Genomic DNA, 18456 nt, shown 5'->3' with positions numbered 1-18456 from the left:
AGGACACAGCAAGACCGTGAGCATGGTTTGGCAATAGAGTGGTTTCGTAACAGAATCGAGGCCAAGGTCGTGTCAGCATCATGCAAGAGTGAAGATATATCAGTCAGTAATATCCATCCCCAACATCGCCCCACTAAGACACTTGCCATGCGCATCAAGCGCCAGCGAACGGGTCACGCCACCGCCCAGCGCCTGTTTCATCACGAAGTTGAGTGCGCCCAGGTGCGGCAACACGTAGCGTACGACTTCGCCATGCACGACGCCGGCAAAATGGGCCTTCACGCGTTCGGCCGTCAATTGCTTTTCCAGCAGCGGGTAGTCCTTGATGTCGTAGGCGATCACGGAGATATTGGAGATGTCGCCCTTGTCGCCTGCACGCGAATGCGCGATGTCGCGTAACAGCATGTCAGCTCTCCTCGAAATGGATGGTCGGTTTGATCAAGGCGCGCGGCACCAGCGCCGAGAGTACCGCGATGATTTCCCTGGCTGATTTGGTGGCGCCGCCGCCGCCTGCCGGGCCGCAGGTATAGAGTGTTTCGACTTCGTTGCCGATGCGTACGGCCTCGCGCATGCTGGCTGTGCGGCCAGTCACGCGTGCGCGGACTTCGTAAGGTTCGTTGGATGCGGTGGAAATTTGCGGGCCGTGGATGGCGTTGACGCCGATCAGGTCGTAGCGCATTTCATCGCTTTGCACGCCCATGATGGCGAGGCGTTCCCTGACGATGTCGAGGGCCAGTTGTCCGCGTGCCTGCGCGCCGGGGCCGGCGTAGGAGATCTGACCTTCGCCGATATAGCTGTCGACATAGCCAAGCGTGGTCTTGAGAGTGTCTGGCCGGGCGCGTCCGTTGCCGCCGCTGACGGCAACACGATCAGGGCCGATTTCGGTAATGACGACTTGCGAAAAATCGGCGATCACATCAGGTGTGAAGTAGCTGCGCGGATCGTGAATCTCGTACAGCAATTGCTCCTTGCAGGTCGCAGCTGTGACTTGTCCGCCCGAGCCGGCGACTTTGGTGATGACAGCGCTGCCGTCTTCCGCCACTTCGCCGATGGGGAATCCCAGGCGCGCCAGGTCTTTCACGTCTTTCATGCCGGGATCGGCGAAATAGCCGCCGGTGATTTGCCCGGCGCATTCCAGCAAATGGCCGATCAGCGTTCCTTGTCCCATCAGCTTCCAGTCATCCGTAGCCCAGCCAAATTCATGGATCAGCGGACCGAGCACCAGTGCGGGGTCGGCGATGCGGCCGGTGATGACGACATCGGCGCCGGCTTTGAGTGCGTCGACGATAGGCTGTGCGCCGAGATAGGCGTTGGCCGATACCAGTTTGTCGCCGAGCGATTTCACCGGCAGGCCATTATCTTCAATGCGGTAGTCGTCGTTCTGCAAGATGTCGAGCACGTCGTCGCCGCTGACGGCGGCAATCTTCAACTGCGGCAGGCCGAGTTCCGTGGCGATTTCACGGATCTTTGCGGCACCGGCCAGCGGATTGGCCGCGCCCATGTTGGTGACGATCTTGATGCCCTTGTCTGCGCACAATTTCAGCACTGCATGCATGCGCTCGGCCAGCAGCGGGTCATAGCCTTTTTGCGGATCGGCGCGGCGCGCCTGCTGGCCAATGGCGATGGTGCGTTCGGCCAGGCACTCGAAGATCAGATAATCGAGATCGCCTTGTTCGGCGAGTTCGACGGCGGGTTCAATGCGGTCGCCGGAATAGCCGGCGCCGGCGCCGATGCGAATATGTTTCATGGCAGCTCTTTACAGCAAGGGAAACAGTCCGAGCAGCACGCAGGCAATCGTCATGATCACCGATGCGCCGAACAGGAAAGGGATCGTGTACTTTTGATGATCGGCCAGTTCGATGCCGGCCAGGCCGCACACCAGGAAGGTTGCCGGCGTCAGCGGGCTGACCGGGAAGCCGGTGGTCATCTGGCCCAGCAATGCTGCTTGTGCAACCTGGATCGAGGGCACGCCAAGGATGTGGCTGACTTCCGCAATCACCGGCAGCACGCCGAAGTAGAACGAATCAGGATCGAACAGCAGGCTCAGCGGCATCGACAGCAAGCCGAGCACAACCGGGATATGCGAGGCCATCGACGGCGGCACGAAACCTACTGCCATCTTCGCCATCGCGGTCAGCATGCCCGACTTGGTCATGATGCCTGTGAACACACCTGCGGCAAATAAAATGCTCGCCATCAGCAATGCCGCCTTGGCATGCGCATCGATGCGGGCGCGCTGCATGTTGACATCAGGATAGTTGATCATCAGCGCCAGAACCACGCCGATCATGAACATCACAACAGGGTCGACCTTGCCGCTGATCATCACGCCCAGCACGAACACGGTCAGGATGATGTTGATCCAGAAATTGCGCGGACGGCGGATCTTCTTTTCGTCTTCTGTCAGTGTGTGTTCCTGCACGAAACCTGCAGCAGCACCGGCGCTCAGGCCGAGGCGTTTTTCTTCACGCAAGCCGAGTACATACGATGTGATGAAGACGAATGCCAGACCGACCAGCTGCACCGGAATCAGCGGCGTAAAGATGTCGCTCACAGGGATATGCAGCGCCGCCGAAGCGCGAATCATTGGCCCCGTCCACGGCAGGAAGTTGACGCCCGCAGCCAGCGAAGCAACACAGGCGAGGATACGCTTGTCGATACCGAGGCGGTTGTACAGCGGCAGCATCGCAGGAATGGTGATCAGGAAGGTCACTGCACCGGAGCCGTCCAGATGGATCAGCAATGCCAGCAAGGCAGTCCCTGGCACGATACGGCTGGGGCGGCTGCCGACGGTGCGCAGGATGCGGCTGATGATCGGATCCAGCATGCCGGCGTCAGTGACGATGCCGAAGAATAGAATCGCGAAGACAAACATGCCTGCCACCGGTGCAATCGAGGTCACGCCGGAGACGATGAATTTGGACGTCTGCATGCCGAAGCCGCCGATCAGTGCAGCAGCAATAGGAATGGCAATGAGGGCCACCAGCGGCGACATCTTTTTGGTCAAGATGGCCGTGAATAGCAAAACGATCGTGATAAAGCCGAGCAGGGCGAGCATGCGTGTCTCCGGTATTTTTTGTTTGGCGGAATACCGCTTGGCGGTTTCCGAGGATTCTTGTCGATCCGTCTGGATGGTTCTATAGGTCTGGTCCAGACGCTATGCAATTGCAGGCCGAGTGTAGGCGGCGTGCAATTTTGTTGTAAAGTGCATTTTTCCGATTGATTAATCGGTTTTATGAATGAATTGCCATGCAAGCAAATATCTCGACCAAGCTGTTGCAAGGTTTTCTGGCATTGAACGATTGCCGTCATTTTGGTCATGCGGCCGAGCGCTGTCATGTCTCGCAATCGGCCTTCAGCGTGATGATTCAAAAGCTGGAAGCCGCCGCCGGCGCCAAGCTGTTCGAACGCGATACCCGCAACGTGACGTTGACGCCGGAAGGAGAACTGTTCGTCGAGGTGGCGCGGCAACTGATGAGCGATATCGAGGCCGCGTTTTCAGACATGAGCGACTACGTCGCACGCCGCAAGGGCAGGGTGTCGATCGCAGCTTTGCCTTCATTGGCGGCGGGCTGGTTGCCGCCTGTGCTGGCTCAGTATCGCGCGCAGCATCCGGGCGTGACGGTGGAGTTGTTCGATGCGATTTCAGACCATTGTCTGAACTATCTGCGACAGGGAAAGGCCGATATTGCATTGACCGCCCCGGGGCCGAATCTGATGGAGTTCGACACGCAACCACTGTGTGAAGACCCGTTTTATCTTGTGTGCCGGCGCGATCACAAGCTGGCGAAAAAACGCGTTATCCAGATTTCGCAACTGGCCGGTTGCGAGCTGATCCATCTGGCGCGCTCGACCAGCGTGCGTCAGCATCTCGACGCGTTGCTGCAGCCGGTTGGCGTGATCAATACAGGATTGGAAGTGGAGCATCTGGCGACCGTCGCCGGGCTGATTGAAAGCGGGTTGGGGGTGAGTCTGGTGCCGGAGCTGACGCTGTTCCAGTTCCGCCATCCGAATCTGGTGGCGATCCCGCTGAACGCGCCCGATCTGGTGCGGCCGCTGTTGATCGTCAAAGCCAAGGAGCGCAGCCTGTCTATCGCCGCGCAAGGTTTGCTGGAGCTGATACAAGAAAAAAGCCGGTCAGGATTTGCACCCTGACCGGCTCGACGTTCTCTCTCGCTTTTAACTAAAAGCTACCTGATTTCAAGCGAGGGAGTCGCCTGGCTTCCCCCTCTTGATGCTTTTAGTCTTCGGCGTTGATGTTGTTGTCCTTGGACTCTTTGACGAAGAGCAGACCGATGACGAAAGTCGCCAGAGCGATCACGATCGGATACCAGAGGCCGTAGTAGATGTCGCCCTTGTACGCCACCAGTGCGAACGCTGTGGTTGGCAGCAGACCGCCGAACCAGCCGTTACCGATGTGGTAAGGCATGGACATCGAGGTATAGCGGATGCGGGTCGGGAACATTTCGACCAGCGCAGCAGCGACCGGGCCGTAGACCATGGTCACGTAGAGCACCAGGATGAACAGCAGCAGCAGAACCATCGGCTTGTTCATCTGATCAGGATCAGCCTTGGTTGGATAACCTGCAGCCTTGATGTCGTCAGCCAATTCCTTGGAAAACGCCTTGTCTTTTGCCGCAGCATCTTCTTTGGACAGGCCGGCGGCGTCATACGACGTGAGGATCTTGTCGCCGATCTTGATGGTGGCAACCGAGCCGGGTGCCGCAGCCACGTTTTCGTAGTTCACCGAAGCAGCGGACAGCTTGGCCTTGGCGATATCGCAAGACGAAGTGAACTTCTTGGTGCCGGTCGGGTTGAACTGGAATTGGCAAGTGGCAGGATCGGCAGTGACGATCACCGGTGCTTTTTGCAGAGCCGCTTCCAACGCTGGGTTAGCGTAGTGGGTCAGGCCCTGGAAGATCGGGAAGTAAGTCAGTGCGGCGATCAGGCAACCACCCAGGATGATTGGCTTACGGCCGATTCTGTCGGACAGCGAACCGAAGATCAGGAAGAACGGTGTCGCCAGCAACAGTGCCAGCGCGATCAGGATGTTGGCCAGCGGGCCGTCAACCTTCAGCGTTTGCGTCAGGAAGAACAGCGAGTAGAACTGACCTGCGTACCAGACCACGGCTTGACCTGCAGTCATACCGATCAGTGCCAGGATAACCAGTTTCAGGTTTTTCCAGCGGCCGAATGCTTCGGTCAGCGGCGCTTTGGAAATCTTGCCTTCGGATTTCATTTTCAGGAAAGCAGGAGACTCATTCATCGACAGGCGGATCCAGACGGAAATGCCCAGCAGGATGATGGAGACCAGGAAAGGAATGCGCCAGCCCCAGTCCGCGAATGCAGCTTCGCCCACGGCAGTACGCACGCCCAGGATCACCAGCAGCGACAGGAACAGGCCCAGTGTCGCTGTCGTTTGAATCCATGCAGTGAAGGAGCCGCGTTTGCCTTCCGGCGCGTGCTCGGCAACATAAGTTGCTGCACCACCGTACTCACCGCCCAGCGCCAGGCCTTGCAGAATGCGCAGGATGATCAGGATCACCGGTGCGGCAATGCCGATGGAGTTGTAGTTCGGCAGGATGCCGACGATGAAGGTGGACGCACCCATGATCAGGATGGTCACCAGGAAGGTGTATTTGCGTCCGACCAGGTCACCCAGGCGGCCGAACACCAGCGCGCCGAACGGGCGCACGATGAAGCCTGCGGCAAATGCCAGCAGCGCGAAAATGAAAGCGGTGTTGGGATCGGTACCGGCGAAGAATTGCTTGGCGATGATCGCTGCCAGCGAGCCGTACAGATAGAAGTCGTACCATTCAAACACAGTGCCCAGGGAAGAGGCAAAAATAACTTTGCGCTCTTCAGGCGTAATGGTGTGCGCAGTGGAAGCTGTCGCCATGCTTGTCTCCTTGATTTTATTAATGTGGATGTACAAACGGGCGACTCAAACTGCGCAGGCGCCATTTGTGCACGCATGGAGTGTGCGACGCGAAACTTACGCAGGACTTGCTTGAAACTTACATAAGCTTACAGACGCAAAACGGCGGATTGGGGTAGATCAGAAACGGGTGCGCAGGCTTACGGCAGACGCAGTGCAGCAAAAATCAGGCTGCCTGTTCTTGCAAGAAGCTGGGAACCTTGGCGGCAGGGAGGCGGTTGATCGCGGCCAGCAAGCCGGGATCGATACGTGGGCATTTGTAGTGACCGCGCAAGCGATCACTCAGGTGCAGCAGCAATTCTGCGGACACTTCAGCATCGGCCTCGGCCCGGTGGGCGTTGCCGCTGAAGCGAATGCCAAGACTGTCGGCCAGGCTCGACAGGCGGTAGCTGGATAGCCCCGGCAGCAACCGGCGCGACAGCAACAGCGAGCAGACCAGCTCCGAATAACCCGTCTGCATGTCCAGGCGTTCAGCTTCCGAAGTCAGGAATTTGGCGTCGAAACTGGCATTGTGCGCTGCAAGAGCATCGGTGCCGATGAAGCGCAACAGTTCCGGCAGAACACGCTCCACGGACGGTGCCGAATCGACCATCTCTTGTGTAATTCCTGTCAGCGTCGTGATTTCGTAAGGAACCTCGACGTCGCAATTGATCAGCGACACGAATCGTTCAACGATACGTCCGTCGACGATGCGCAGCGCGGCGACTTCGGTGATGCGGGCGCCTTGCGCAGGGCTCAGGCCGGTGGTTTCGAAGTCCAGCATGACGACAGGTTGATTGATCACGGTAACGCTAGTCCAAAAATAAAATGGCAAAAACTGACAACGAATGACAGCGGAAAGACATCATTTTAATACGTGGAGGCGTCTTCTCCGAAAACCGGGGAATCGCATTGCCTGCTTGCTTGGCTGCCTTCGCTTATCATTACGGCTTTGCGATTTATCATTCACCCATTGCAGTCAGGAGAAACACCGTGCTCAAACATATCGTCATGTGGAAACTAAAAGACCAGGCCGAAGGTGCCGACAAGGCCACCAACGCGCGCAAGATGAAAGAGTTGCTCGACGGCTGTGCCAATCTGGTGCCGGGTATCCTGAGGTTCGAAGCAGCGTTGGCGCAACCCGGTCTGGAAGCCACATACGATGTCGTGCTGTATTCCGAATTCGAATCCCAGACGGCGCTGGATGCCTATCAGGATCACCCGGAACATATCGCCATCAAGCCATTCATCGGTGCGATTCGCGAGGCACGTCAATGCATGGACTATCTGGTCTGAGTTCACGCCGACATGACTTATTCACTCTCTGAAGTTTTCACCAATGGCAATCCTTATCTGGAAAGCCTCGGCGTCGAAGTATTGGAATACGGTGACGGCAAGGCCGTGATGGCGCTCAAGCTGCAGCCCGAATTCATGAACAGCTGGGCGGTGGCGCAAGGCGGCATTTCCATGACGCTGATGGATGTGGCGATGGGGCTGGCTGCACGCACCGCCATCCCGGACGCGAAATCGTCGGCGACCGTTGACATGAGCACCAGTTTTCTGCAGCCCGCAGGCAAGGCTGGCGAAACCATCATCGCGCGCGGAAATGTGTACCACCGTTCCACGACGATGTGTTTTTGTGACGCCGAGTTGTGGAACGGCGACAAGCTGGTCGCCAAATCCATGGGAACATTCAAGGCAATCAAACGCGTCGACATCGCCAAGAAACTGACGCACGAAATAAATGAGACACCGGCTGCGCCGGCAGCATCGCAACAGGACTGAATATGAAACACAACATCAAAATCGCTGCGTGGAATGATCTGCGTGAAGATGCTGCATTGATTCGCAATGAAGTTTTTGTCGTAGAGCAGAATGTGCCGGCAGAGCTGGAAATGGACGAAATGGACGCCGTCTGCGTACATGCGGTCGCTTACGACGAAGGCGGCACACCCATCGCCACCGGACGTTTGCTGCCGGATGGTCATATCGGCCGCATGGCGGTGCGTAAGCCTGGTCGTGGCAAAGGTGTCGGTGGCGCCGTATTGCAGGCGCTGATGACCGCGGCGCGCCAACGCGGTGATCATGAAGTGGTTCTGAACGCGCAGACACATGCGGCGTCTTTCTATGGCAGCCACGGTTTTGCGCAAGAAGGCGACGAGTTCATGGACGCGGGTATTCCGCATATCCACATGCGGGCAGCATTGGCCTGATCTAACTTTAAGTAGCGACGATGACGGCGGCTTCCGTTTTTTTCGCATTGCAGCAATTTAAGCAAGCGAATTTAAAAGTTCTTCCGTTGCCTTCCGGCCATGTTTAGTCGTTTTGTTGTGGTTTCCCACAATATCTAGGGGTATGCTGGTAATGCATACTTGCGCCCGCAGTGACAGTTGCGGCTTTATTCTTTGGCAATGTCGACTGCACGACAAGTTTCCTGAGATCCTAGAATAAATGGAGAACCGCATGGGCAAGACGCCACTTTATAAATCACTCTACTTTCAGGTGTTGGTGGCAATTGTCATCGGCGTCCTGCTGGGACATTTCTATCCATCCTCCGGCGAGGCAATGAAGCCGCTGGGCGACGGCTTCATCAAACTGATCAAGATGATCATCGCTCCGGTGATCTTTTGTACTGTCGTGCTCGGTATTGCGGGCATGGAAGACATGAAGAAGGTCGGCAAGACCGGTGGCCTGGCGCTGTTGTACTTTGAAGTCGTCAGCACGCTGGCGCTGATCGTCGGTCTGGTGCTGGTCAACGTGTTGCAGCCTGGCGCAGGCATGAACATCGATCCGACCACCATCGATACCAAGAGCATCACGGCGTACACCGGTCCGGGCAAGATGACCAGTACGATCGATTTCGTGATGAATATCATCCCGATCAGCATGGTGGATGCGTTCGCCAAGGGCGACGTGTTGCAGGTGCTGCTGATTTCGGTGCTGTTTGGTTTTGCGCTGCATCGCTTCGGCGGTCGCGGCACCATGATTTTTGATTTCATCGAAAAAATCTCCCACGTCCTGTTCGCAGTCGTTGGCACCATCATGAAGGCAGCTCCGGTCGGCGCGTTCGGTGCGATGGCGTTCACTATTGGCAAGTATGGTGTCGGCTCGCTGCTGTCTTTGGGCAAGCTGATGGGCACTTTCTACCTCACCTGCCTGATCTTCATTTTTGTCGTGCTGGGCATCATCACGCGTCTGCACGGCTTCAGCGTGTGGAAATTCGTCAAATACATCAAGGAAGAGCTGTTGATCGTGCTTGGTACCTCCTCTTCGGAATCGGTGCTGCCACGCATGCTGGCCAAGATGGAAAACCTGGGCGCGAAGAAGACGGTCGTCGGCCTGGTGATCCCGACCGGTTACTCGTTCAATCTGGACGGTACCGCGATTTATCTGACCATGGCGGCGGTGTTTATTGCACAGGCGACCAATACGCCGATGACGCTGACGCAAGAGCTCACTTTGCTGGCAGTCTTGTTGCTGACTTCGAAGGGGGCCGCAGGCATCACCGGTAGCGGCTTCATTGTGCTGGCAGCGACTTTGTCGGCAGTGGGCCACGTGCCTGTAGCCGGTCTGGCGCTGATTCTTGGTATCGACCGCTTCATGTCCGAAGCGCGCGCGCTGACCAACACGATCGGTAACGGCGTCGCAACCATCATCGTCGCGAAGTGGAGCAATGAACTGGACGAGAAGCGTCTGCATGCTCAACTGAACAATGAAACATCGGAAGAGGCGAACTCGCCGGAAGCGGTGTTGGATCGTACAGAAGCGAAGATTCATCACTGACAGTGAGGACGGCGCACTCCGGCTTGCTGGAGTGTGCTGTAAAAAAACGGCGGCGGGACTTGATGGTCCTGCCGCCGTTTTTTATTTGCCGAAGCAAGCGTAAAGCGTGCGCACAAAAGAAAAGACCCATAACGAAGGGGGAACGTTACGGGTCTTGGTCTCCTCACAGCCTCTTAAGGACTGGATTTATTTAGATCTATTGTGTTCCCTTTGCGCGCAATAGTCATTCTGCGGTGCAGCATGTTATTTCAACAAGAATGATGAGGGAAATCGAAGGCAAACGGCAGGCTGAATATGAGTGTCTCAGAAGGTTTGGCAAGCGCAATGGGCTGCTGGTGCTGGTTGTGACGGGGCGAAAAAAAAGCCCGCTGCCTTGCGGCGCGGGCTTAAATCCAATTCTTTAAGGAGGAAATTGGAGGAGACAGGTGTAACTTTAATGCTCCGCACAAATTTCGACTACTTTATTTATCAAATATCAGATATCTATTTTGCTTATATCTCGTGATATTGCGGCATTCAGCTCGGGCTTTCTGCGTCTGGTTGGATCTTGATCCTGCACGGAGCGTTTTTCTTTTGCGGTTCAGTCGTCGGTGCCGCCTGGCATGAACTGACCGGATCAACGACATGTTCGCTTAACACGGGCTCGCCGACGATGGGCACACGTACAACGGTAGAGGCGCGTGTGCCGTAATCCGGAGAGCAGATGAAAATCGGCGACAAGACGCGCTCCAACTCCAGGCTGACTCCTGTGCTTGGCAGACGGCAATCGTTGGCGCGGGTGCCGTCGCTGAGAAGCTCGAAAAAGGTTTCTTCCGGTGCTCCCTGGCAAAGCAGGCTGGCAAACTGCGCCTTGGCGCGGGTCACCTTGGGCCATGGCGTGTCCAGCAAGGCATTGGAAAGGCCGTAGACGCCGTAACCGAGCGGCTTGCCATTGCGCGGATCATCGTCACCCTTGTTGGAGTACCACAGCAACGTTTCGCGATCGCCGATGAGGAGGTTGAAGCCGTTATATTCCGCCGCACCCGGTCGGATTTGTTCGACGTATTGTTCTGGAGTGAATGTGCCGGACAGATAGTCTGAAACCAATTTGCCGCGGGTGGGCGCATCGGGGCGTTTTTCCGACGGCGCACGTACGTTGGTCAATGCTGCAAAGCGTCCGTCACGGGTCACGCCAAGCCATGTACCGCCGGCTTGCAGATCGCGGCCGGCATATACGTCCGGCCGATCCTCCCACCAGCCGGCCGCAGCGGCGGGGCGTTGATAGAACTCGTCGCGATTGGCTGCCGCAATCAGCGGCATGCCGGGAATGACTTTCCACGCAAAAATGATCAGACACATGGTGAAAAGTCCAGAAAGTGTTCGGTATGGCGCGGGCCGTCAATCAGCTGATCCAGCTGATTGGCGGCGATACTTTGCTTCAATACCGACTCAAATCCATCGGGCACATCCAGATAAACCTCCATCCAGGTGTGTTTGCCATCCTGGTCTTGCGGGCGGCGTTTCAATTCGGTGGCGACTTTGTATTGCTGTGACAATTGTGCCTGCATGACCGTAGCCTGCTTTTGCAACTGTTCGCTATTGCTCAGAAACACGCGGTAGTAGATATATAGATCCATCGACAATCCCGGGCGCTTATTGCGGTTCCGCCAATTCGTAGGGCAGGGGCTGCAATTGCAGTACGGGGCCACCGACGGCGCCCAGGTGGATAGTGCCGTTGTCGCTCGCCGCCAGTTTGATTTCCACCAGGCAGGCGGATTTGCCTGTGCCTGCGGGTTCTGCATTGACGATCATGCCGCAAGGCTGGCCCGGATCTTCGCTGGAGAACACTTCCGCGCCGGCGCGGACATCGACTGCATCAACCAGTGCCAGCACGCTGCGGCGTTTGAGTTTGCCCAGATACTGGCTGCGCGCGACGATTTCCTGGCCGGGATAGCAGCCTTTTTTGAAGTTGACGCCGCCGATCAATTCAAAATTGATCATTTGTGGCACAAATTGCTCCTGTGTCGGCTGCGTAATCACCGGTACGCCCGCATAAATATCTGTCAGGCGCCAGGCATGAGTGCCGACTGCGCTCAGCTTTTGTGTCAGGGCAGGCCAGGCGGCAATCGCTTGCTCAACCGAGGCGATCCACTGATAGCGCGGGGCCTGGCGGCTGTCCGCGACGCGCACCAGCGTGCCGTGTTCATTGTCGATCTTGGTATAAGGCTGCGCCGGCAATTGGGGAAACCATTGTTGCAAAACCTCAGCGGCAGTGTTGCCGGCCAGACCGAGCGCGACGTACTGTTCGCTGACATCAGCCAGCTTGGCCTTGGAGCGCATCACAAACATCTGCAGGCGCTTCTGGATAGCCGGCTGAAGGGCGCGCGGCAACTGCAGCATAATTTGTCCTGCATCCTTCCACATCAGGAAGGTCGCCAGCAGGCGGCCTTTCGGCGTGCAATAGCCGGCTAGCCGAGCTGTGGCGAGGTCGAGTTTTTCGACGTCGTTGGTAATCTGATTGTGCAGGAAGCTGGCGGCATCGTCTCCGCTCAGCGAGATCAGGCCAAGATCGGTCAGCGGCGCAACGAAATTGTCAGGCAACTCCGCTGCTGCTGTCGGGCCGAAATAGCGCACTTCCGCACCGTTTGCGGCCTCGATATGAGCGCCTTGCTGTTCGAGAAATGCCTGCCAGGGCGTGGATGCTTGAGTCGATTCGGTCATAAATTAGGTTACTGAGCTATACAGCGATTATCATTGATGCCTCGATTATAGTGGCGCTGGAAAAACGCGTTGGATTGCGCCGGATTTTGCCTCAACAATGAAAAAAATATTTAACACTCTCCTGTTGCTTTGTGTCGCTCTTGCATGCGGGGCGGCTTACTGGCTGAGCCAGCCGATTATCGAAGAAGGGCAGAAGCCGGTTGAATTCACCATCACGCCGGGGGCAGGCACCAATGGCGCCGCCCAGCAGATCGCGGATGCCGGCGCGCCCGTCAATCCCATTCTGTTCGCCTTGCTGGCGCGCGGCAGCGGCAAAGGCAATCGCATCAAGGCCGGCAGCTACGAGCTGAAACCGGGTTCCACGCCATTACGCCTGTTGGAGCAACTGGTGCGCGGCGAATTTGCACAGGAATCGCTGACCATCATCGAAGGCTGGAGTTTTCGGCAGATGCGCCAGGCAATCGCCGACCACAAGGGACTCAAACACGATACCGCCGCGCTTTCCAACACTGAGTTGCTGGCCAGGCTGACCACCGAATTCACCGCACCGGAGGGTTTGTTCTTCCCGGATACGTATCTGTTCGCCAAAGGTGCCAGCGATATGCAGATCTATCGCCAGGCATTTTCGCTAATGAACAAGCGCCTGGCCGAAGCCTGGAGCAAGCGTGACCTGTCGTTGCCTTACAAGACGCCCTACGATGCGCTGATCATGGCATCCATTGTCGAAAAAGAAACAGGCCAGAAGTCCGAGCGCGGCATGGTGGCAGGCGTATTCGTCAATCGCTTGAAAACCGGCATGTTGCTGCAAACCGATCCGACGGTTATTTACGGCATGGGCGAGCGCTATCAGGGCGTGATCCGCAAAAGCGACCTGTTGACCGACACGCCTTACAATACCTACACTCGCAAGGGCATGCCGCCCACGCCGATTGCCTTGCCGGGTGCGGCATCGCTGGCGGCTGCAATGAATCCGGACAAGACCGAGGCGCTGTATTTTGTTGCGCGCGGCGACGGCACCAGCCATTTTTCCAGCAACCTGAGCGAACACAATCAGGCGGTCAACAAATATCAACGTTGATCTGCATCGCAACGACTCCACGCTGAAACTTTTTATCTGACGAAGACCGACCACATGGCATCAGGCAAATTCATCACCTTTGAAGGCATCGACGGCGCGGGCAAGTCGACGCACATCGCTTTCGTCGCTGACCTGCTGCGTACACGCGGACTGACTGTCGTCACCACGCGTGAGCCAGGCGGCACCGAACTGGGCGAAAGTCTGCGTTCCATGGTGCTGCATCAAAAGATGCATCTGGAAACCGAGGCACTCTTGATGTTCGCCGGCCGTCGCGAACATCTGGCGCAAGTCATCGAACCTGCCTTGGCGCGCGGCGACTGGGTGATTTCCGACCGGTTTACCGACGCGACATTCGCCTATCAGGGCGGTGGCCGCCATCTGTCGCTTGACAAGCTCGACGCGCTGGAACAGTGGGTCCATCCGCATCTTCAGCCTGATCTGACGCTGTTGTTCGATGTGCCGCTGGAAGTGGCGCGTGCGCGTCTTGATGCCGAGCGCACGTTGGATAAGTTCGAGCAAGAGAAAGCTGACTTCTTCGCCGCCACGCGTGCTGAATATCTGCGCCGGGCAAAGCAGTTCCCGCAGCGTTTCCGAGTCATCGATTCGACCCGTCCCATCATCGACATTCAGCAAGAGATCGCGCAGTTGCTGGCGGATGTCTGAGCGAATTTCTGAGATACACCTATTTTCCGATCAACGCTTCATTCTTGATTGATCACGCATGAGCAATACCGTTTTTCCCTGGCTGCAGGACAGCTGGCTGCAACTTCAGCAGTTGCGAGCCCGCTTGCCGCACGCCATTTTGTTTTACGGCCCCGAAGGCATCGGCAAGACCGACTTCGTCGAGTCGTTTGCACAGTCGCTGCTATGCGAAAACGTCCAGCCTGACGGCCATGCCTGCGGTGCATGTCCTTCCTGTGGCTGGTTTTCGCAATACAACCATCCCGATTACCGTCGTGTCCGGCCGGAAGTCCTTGACGGTGACGATGCTGCCGATGACGGCGACGGCGAAGAAAAAAAGACTGCGAAGGCTAGCAAAACACCTTCGAAGGAAATCAAGATCGACCAGATCCGTGCCTTGTCTGATTTCATGAACGTGTCGACACACCGTTCGGGCATGCGTGTGGTGGTGTTGTATCCGGCCGAAGCGCTCAATACCGCTGCCGCGAACTCTTTGCTGAAAACGCTGGAAGAACCGCCGCCGAGCACCATGTTTCTGCTGGTGTCCAACCGGCTCGACCGTTTGTTACCGACTATCCTGTCGCGCTGCCGTAAATTTGCGCTGGCACTGCCGTCGCATGACGACGGTCTGGCGTGGCTCAAGCAACAGAACGTCAAAGACGCCGACGTCTGGCTGTCGGAGCAGGGCGGTGCACCGTTGGCGGCATTGAATGCCTCGCAGGGCGATAGCCGTGAGACGATGGATGATTTCCTGCGGTCCTTGAGTCATCCCGGCATCGATGTGGCGCTGAAGACTGCCGAGCGGCTGCAAAAAATTCCGGTTGTCGATCTGGTGGGCTGGCAACAGCGCTGGCTCTACGATTTGTTTTCGCTGAAATCCGGCGGCCCGATTCGCTACTATCCGCGTTATAGCAAAGAGCTTGGCGCGCTGAGTGGTCGCATTGATACAGCGACAATTGCTTCTGCACTGAAGGCTGCCAATGATCGCCGTGCGATTGCGGATCATCCGTTGTCGGCAAGGCTGTTCATTGAAGAAATGCTGATCGAGTATTCGACCTTGTTCGCTTAAGCCGCCCGCTTTTTGTTAGCGGCTTTTAGCTTGGTCAACCAACAAACTGATTCAACTGATTCATTCACTAAGTTTTCACCATGCGCTTTACTTATACCCATCGCCTGGCGCGCCAGGAAGATCTGAATGCCATCGTCGCCATCTACAACAGCACTGTTGCTTCGCGCGAAGTGACTGCGGACACCGAACCGGTTTCGGTCGAGTCGCGCCAAGCCTGGTTCGACGAACACACGCCCGACAAGCGCCCGCTGTGGATTGCCGAGCGGGACGGTGAGATTATCGGCTGGCTGTCGTATTCCAACTTCTACGGCCGTCCGGCGTATTCAGGCACGGCGGAATTGTCGGTCTATATCCATGAGACGGCCCGCGGACAGGGACTGGGACGTTATTTTTTGGAGCAGGCCATTGCGTTTGCACCCTCGATCAATGTGCATACGCTGCTGGGATTTGTGTTTGGTCACAATCAGCCGAGCCTGAAACTGTTTGAAGCGTTTTCATTTGAACGCTGGGCCAATATGCCACGGGTGGCAACGCTGGACGGTATTGAGCGCGATCTGGTGATTTTGGGTAAGCGTGTGGCGTGAGTGGAGTCCACGAAGGTGCGCGAAGATGGATGAAGCTTGATTGTCAGGGCGTAAAAAAGCAGATCCGGAGATCTGCTTTTTTATTGCCTCATCAACCTGCATTAAATTGCATGAAATTGTATCAACGCGTCATGCGATAGCGCATGACGTGCGATCAGAAGTCGACCGCTGCGGACAAGACCACGGTACGTGGCGAACCCTGGACCAGATAGCCGAGACCCGAGCCGCCGCCAGTCGATGCCCAGTAACCCTTGTTGGTGACGTTGTCGACACGACCGCGGAAAGTGATGACCTTGCCGCCAATGGTCGTCACGTAACGCGCGCCGAGGTCATAGCGCGTCCAGGACGGGATTTCCTGCGTGTTGGCCGAGTCAACGTACTGAGAACCGGTGTACACCGTACGCGCATTGATGCTCAGACCTTGCACGCCCGGGATATCCCATTCCACGCCTGCATTGGCCTGGGTCTTGGCCGCGCCGATGACGTACTTGCCGTCATAGGTGCCGTTCTCCGTGCTCTGTTGTTTGGCATCGAGCAAGGTCAGGCCTGCCAGCAGGCGAACGCCGCGCATCGGTGTGCCGAAGGCAGAGAACTCAACGCCGCGATTACGTTGATTACCGTTTTCACCGTAGTAGTTGGTCGTCGTATTTTTATAAATATTGGGCTTCGACATAGTGAACAAGGCTGCGGTCAGAGCAACTTTGCCGGCATCGTATTTGACGCCAATTTCTTTTTGCTTCGACTTGTACGGAGCCAATGTTGTGCCGAAATTACTGGCGGTGTTATCAGTGATCGACGTGCCGGTTTGCAGACCTTCGACATAGCTGCCGTAGACCGACAGATTCGGCAGAAGCTTGAAGACGACCGCTGCCATCGGTGTTGTCGCGTCGGCATTGTAATAGCTGCTCTGGATGCCGTCGTAGCCATAACCGGTAGTCTTGACGCGTTGATTGCGCACACCCAGAGTCACCTGGGCGCGATCGTCGAAGAACGATACGGTATCGGCAATTGCGACACTGCTCAGTTGTTGCTTGTTGGTGGTCTTTGGCGCAGCCAGGTCGCCGCCGCCGGTGGACGTAATCGCCGGGATTGCATAGGTGGTTGGGGAATAGAGATTAGTTGCCAGCGCGTTGTAATCGCTGAAGCCGTAAGCATTTCGCGAATCCAGTTCGAAAATCGATGCGGTAGCGCTGACTTCATGTTTTACCGGGCCGGTATTGAACTTGCCGCGGATACCGACTTCTCCGGTGTTGACGGTGTCTTCACGGGCATTGTCGAAACGATAGGTGGCAGCAGCGCCATTCGCACCGGTGACGGTGACGCCCGACAGCGAATTTCTTTCATAGCTGTGACGCATGCCGTAAGCAGCCCAGGCAGTGATGTCGGAGGTCAGATCCCATTCGCCGCGCAAGGTGCCGAACTGATCGCGTTCATTCGAATAAGCCCACGGCTGGCCATAATTGCTGGAGGCGCTTGGCGCTGACGGAACGGCGACGCCGGTTCCGAGTGCAACGCTGGTGCGGGCATTGGTCAAGCGTTGTTCTTGTACGCCGAAGTCGGCCGACAGGCGGAAGCTGTTGCCGCGATAATCCAGTCCTACCGATGCCAGGCTCAACTCACGGTTTTCGCCGCTCACGCCGGTGCCGCCTTCGCGACGGACTGCATTGACGCGTACGCCGATACGATCGTCAGGGCCGAAACGACGGCCGATGTCGGCAGCATAGTAACCTTGGCCGCCGGATTCCCAGCCCATCGTGACTTGCGTGATCGGATCGCTGGAAGCACGTTTGGGCAGCAGATTGATGGTGCCGCCCAAGCCGCTGCTGCCAGGTGTCATACCGTTGAGGAAGGCGCTCGCGCCACGCAATACTTCGACGCGTTCAAGCAATTCGGAAGCGACGTACTGGCGCGGCAGCAAACCGTACAAGCCGTTGTAGGCGAGATCGTCAGAGTTGAGCGCCATGCCCCGGATGACGTACATTTCCTGGAAATTGCCATAACCGCGTGTCACCAGAATAGTCGGATCGCTTTGCAGAATGTCACCAATACCCCGCGCCTGTTGATCCTTGATGAATTCCTGGGTATAGCTCGTCGTGCTGAACGGCGTTTCCAGAAAATCCTTGTTGCCGAGGAAGCCCACCCGGCCGCCACGCGCGACCTGACCACCTGCATATGCCGGCGGCAAGCCTTCTGCGGATGCATCCGCAGAAGCATTGACCGTCACGGATGGCAGTGCCTGATCGGTTTTTGCGTCTTTTGCTGCAGGTTGTACGGTATCGGTTGACGTAGTTTGTGCCCGGGCGGGGCTGGAATAAGTCAGTGGGACGATAAATGCGACAGCCAATGCAGCGGCGATAGGGGTAAGGCGGTAGTGCATGGGATCCTTTGATAGCAGGGAAATAATCGAAAATTTTGGCGTTCCAGAGCAGATCGCACCTGAACAAATCAAGGTTGATACGGTAGCGATAGCGGGCGCTGGAGAGCAGGGTGGTCTTGATTATAATTAGGAATCGTTATTATTTGCGTTTACGATTTACTTAAAAGCTCATAATTTATGTAAATTTTTGCTCAGATGTTGCTTGTTTGCTCAAAATATTTCCAAGGGGTAATTTTCTTGCCGCCATTTTTGATTCGAGTCGGTCGC

The 18456-nt window shown here is 56.6% G+C and carries 18 protein-coding genes; 9 read left to right on the top strand and 9 right to left on the bottom strand.

Annotation, left to right across the window (positions count from 1 at the left end; translation table 11 throughout):
* Positions 1-99: 99 nt before the first annotated feature.
* The 3 genes from PQR63_RS18140 to PQR63_RS18130 are packed head-to-tail and all read right to left on the bottom strand — an operon-like array spanning position 100 to position 3058.
* Positions 100-405, bottom strand: a complete 306-nt coding sequence (locus PQR63_RS18140) for an AtuA-related protein (RefSeq protein ID WP_408169369.1) — start codon at positions 403-405, stop codon at positions 100-102.
* A 1-nt stretch (position 406) separates the two neighbouring features.
* A complete protein-coding gene (locus PQR63_RS18135) occupies positions 407-1747 on the bottom strand; it encodes an acyclic terpene utilization AtuA family protein (RefSeq protein WP_408169368.1) in 1341 nt (446 codons plus the stop codon).
* 9 nt (positions 1748-1756) lie between these two features.
* Complete coding sequence (locus PQR63_RS18130; RefSeq protein WP_408169367.1) at positions 1757-3058, bottom strand: CitMHS family transporter; 1302 nt, start codon at positions 3056-3058, stop codon at positions 1757-1759.
* A 191-nt stretch (positions 3059-3249) separates the two neighbouring features.
* Between PQR63_RS18130 and PQR63_RS18125 the strand changes: the two genes are divergently transcribed.
* Entirely contained in the window at positions 3250-4155 is a 906-nt protein-coding gene (locus PQR63_RS18125) for a LysR family transcriptional regulator (RefSeq protein ID WP_408169366.1), read from the top strand.
* A gap of 85 nt (positions 4156-4240) precedes the next feature.
* On the opposite strand, the gene PQR63_RS18120 is transcribed toward PQR63_RS18125, so the two are convergent.
* Positions 4241-5899: an MFS transporter gene (locus PQR63_RS18120; protein WP_408169365.1), complete on the bottom strand. Its 1659-nt coding sequence runs from the start codon at positions 5897-5899 to the stop codon at positions 4241-4243.
* 205 nt (positions 5900-6104) lie between these two features.
* Complete coding sequence (locus tag PQR63_RS18115) at positions 6105-6722, bottom strand: 3'-5' exonuclease (RefSeq protein ID WP_408169364.1); 618 nt, start codon at positions 6720-6722, stop codon at positions 6105-6107.
* A gap of 188 nt (positions 6723-6910) precedes the next feature.
* On the opposite strand from PQR63_RS18115, the gene PQR63_RS18110 reads away from it, so the two are divergent.
* From PQR63_RS18110 to PQR63_RS18095, 4 genes are all read left to right on the top strand, one after another.
* The gene (locus PQR63_RS18110; protein WP_408169363.1) at positions 6911-7213 is read left to right on the top strand and encodes a Dabb family protein; all 303 of its coding nucleotides are present in this window, start codon (positions 6911-6913) and stop codon (positions 7211-7213) included.
* 12 nt (positions 7214-7225) lie between these two features.
* Positions 7226-7702, top strand: coding sequence for a PaaI family thioesterase (locus tag PQR63_RS18105; RefSeq protein WP_408169362.1), 477 nt, complete (start codon positions 7226-7228; stop codon positions 7700-7702).
* Positions 7703-7704: 2 nt separating this feature from the next.
* Positions 7705-8130, top strand: coding sequence for a GNAT family N-acetyltransferase (locus tag PQR63_RS18100; protein ID WP_408169361.1), 426 nt, complete (start codon positions 7705-7707; stop codon positions 8128-8130).
* 250 nt (positions 8131-8380) lie between these two features.
* Positions 8381-9700, top strand: a complete 1320-nt coding sequence (locus PQR63_RS18095; protein ID WP_408169360.1) for a dicarboxylate/amino acid:cation symporter — start codon at positions 8381-8383, stop codon at positions 9698-9700.
* Positions 9701-10216: 516 nt separating this feature from the next.
* Here PQR63_RS18095 and PQR63_RS18090 read toward each other — a convergent pair.
* Genes PQR63_RS18090 through ygfZ form a run of 3 tightly spaced genes read right to left on the bottom strand, consistent with a single transcriptional unit; the run spans position 10217 to position 12400 of the window.
* A complete protein-coding gene (locus PQR63_RS18090) occupies positions 10217-11038 on the bottom strand; it encodes an NRDE family protein (RefSeq protein ID WP_408169359.1) in 822 nt (273 codons plus the stop codon).
* Positions 11029-11316, bottom strand: coding sequence for a DUF4936 family protein (locus PQR63_RS18085; RefSeq protein WP_408169358.1), 288 nt, complete (start codon positions 11314-11316; stop codon positions 11029-11031). Before PQR63_RS18085 ends, PQR63_RS18090 begins: the two co-directional genes overlap by 10 nt.
* A 16-nt stretch (positions 11317-11332) precedes the next feature.
* Positions 11333-12400 (bottom strand): CAF17-like 4Fe-4S cluster assembly/insertion protein YgfZ, encoded by a 1068-nt coding sequence (ygfZ, locus tag PQR63_RS18080; protein ID WP_408169357.1) that lies wholly within the window; start codon positions 12398-12400, stop codon positions 11333-11335.
* Between the two features lie 97 nt (positions 12401-12497).
* On the opposite strand from ygfZ, the gene mltG reads away from it, so the two are divergent.
* The 4 genes from mltG (at position 12498) to PQR63_RS18060 (ending at position 15812) form a co-directional block, all read left to right on the top strand.
* On the top strand, positions 12498-13478 hold the full coding sequence (gene mltG / locus PQR63_RS18075) for an endolytic transglycosylase MltG (protein ID WP_408169356.1): 981 nt from the start codon (positions 12498-12500) through the stop codon (positions 13476-13478).
* A gap of 54 nt (positions 13479-13532) precedes the next feature.
* Positions 13533-14141 carry a dTMP kinase gene (gene tmk, locus PQR63_RS18070; RefSeq protein ID WP_408169355.1) on the top strand — a complete coding sequence of 203 codons (609 nt, stop codon included), beginning with the start codon at positions 13533-13535 and terminating at the stop codon, positions 14139-14141.
* A 58-nt stretch (positions 14142-14199) separates the two neighbouring features.
* On the top strand, positions 14200-15228 hold the full coding sequence (locus tag PQR63_RS18065) for a DNA polymerase III subunit delta' (RefSeq protein ID WP_408169354.1): 1029 nt from the start codon (positions 14200-14202) through the stop codon (positions 15226-15228).
* A gap of 80 nt (positions 15229-15308) precedes the next feature.
* Entirely contained in the window at positions 15309-15812 is a 504-nt protein-coding gene (locus PQR63_RS18060; RefSeq protein ID WP_408169353.1) for a GNAT family N-acetyltransferase, read from the top strand.
* 154 nt (positions 15813-15966) lie between these two features.
* Here PQR63_RS18060 and PQR63_RS18055 read toward each other — a convergent pair whose 3' ends face one another.
* Positions 15967-18189: a TonB-dependent receptor gene (locus tag PQR63_RS18055; RefSeq protein WP_408169352.1), complete on the bottom strand. Its 2223-nt coding sequence runs from the start codon at positions 18187-18189 to the stop codon at positions 15967-15969.
* Positions 18190-18456 lie beyond the last annotated feature (267 nt).

The organism is Herbaspirillum rhizosphaerae (genome assembly GCF_046025915.1).
Classification (GTDB): Bacteria; Pseudomonadota; Gammaproteobacteria; order Burkholderiales; family Burkholderiaceae_D; genus Herbaspirillum; species Herbaspirillum rhizosphaerae_A.
Note: the sequence above shows the minus strand (reverse complement) of the source record. Positions and strands in the feature narration are given on the sequence as shown.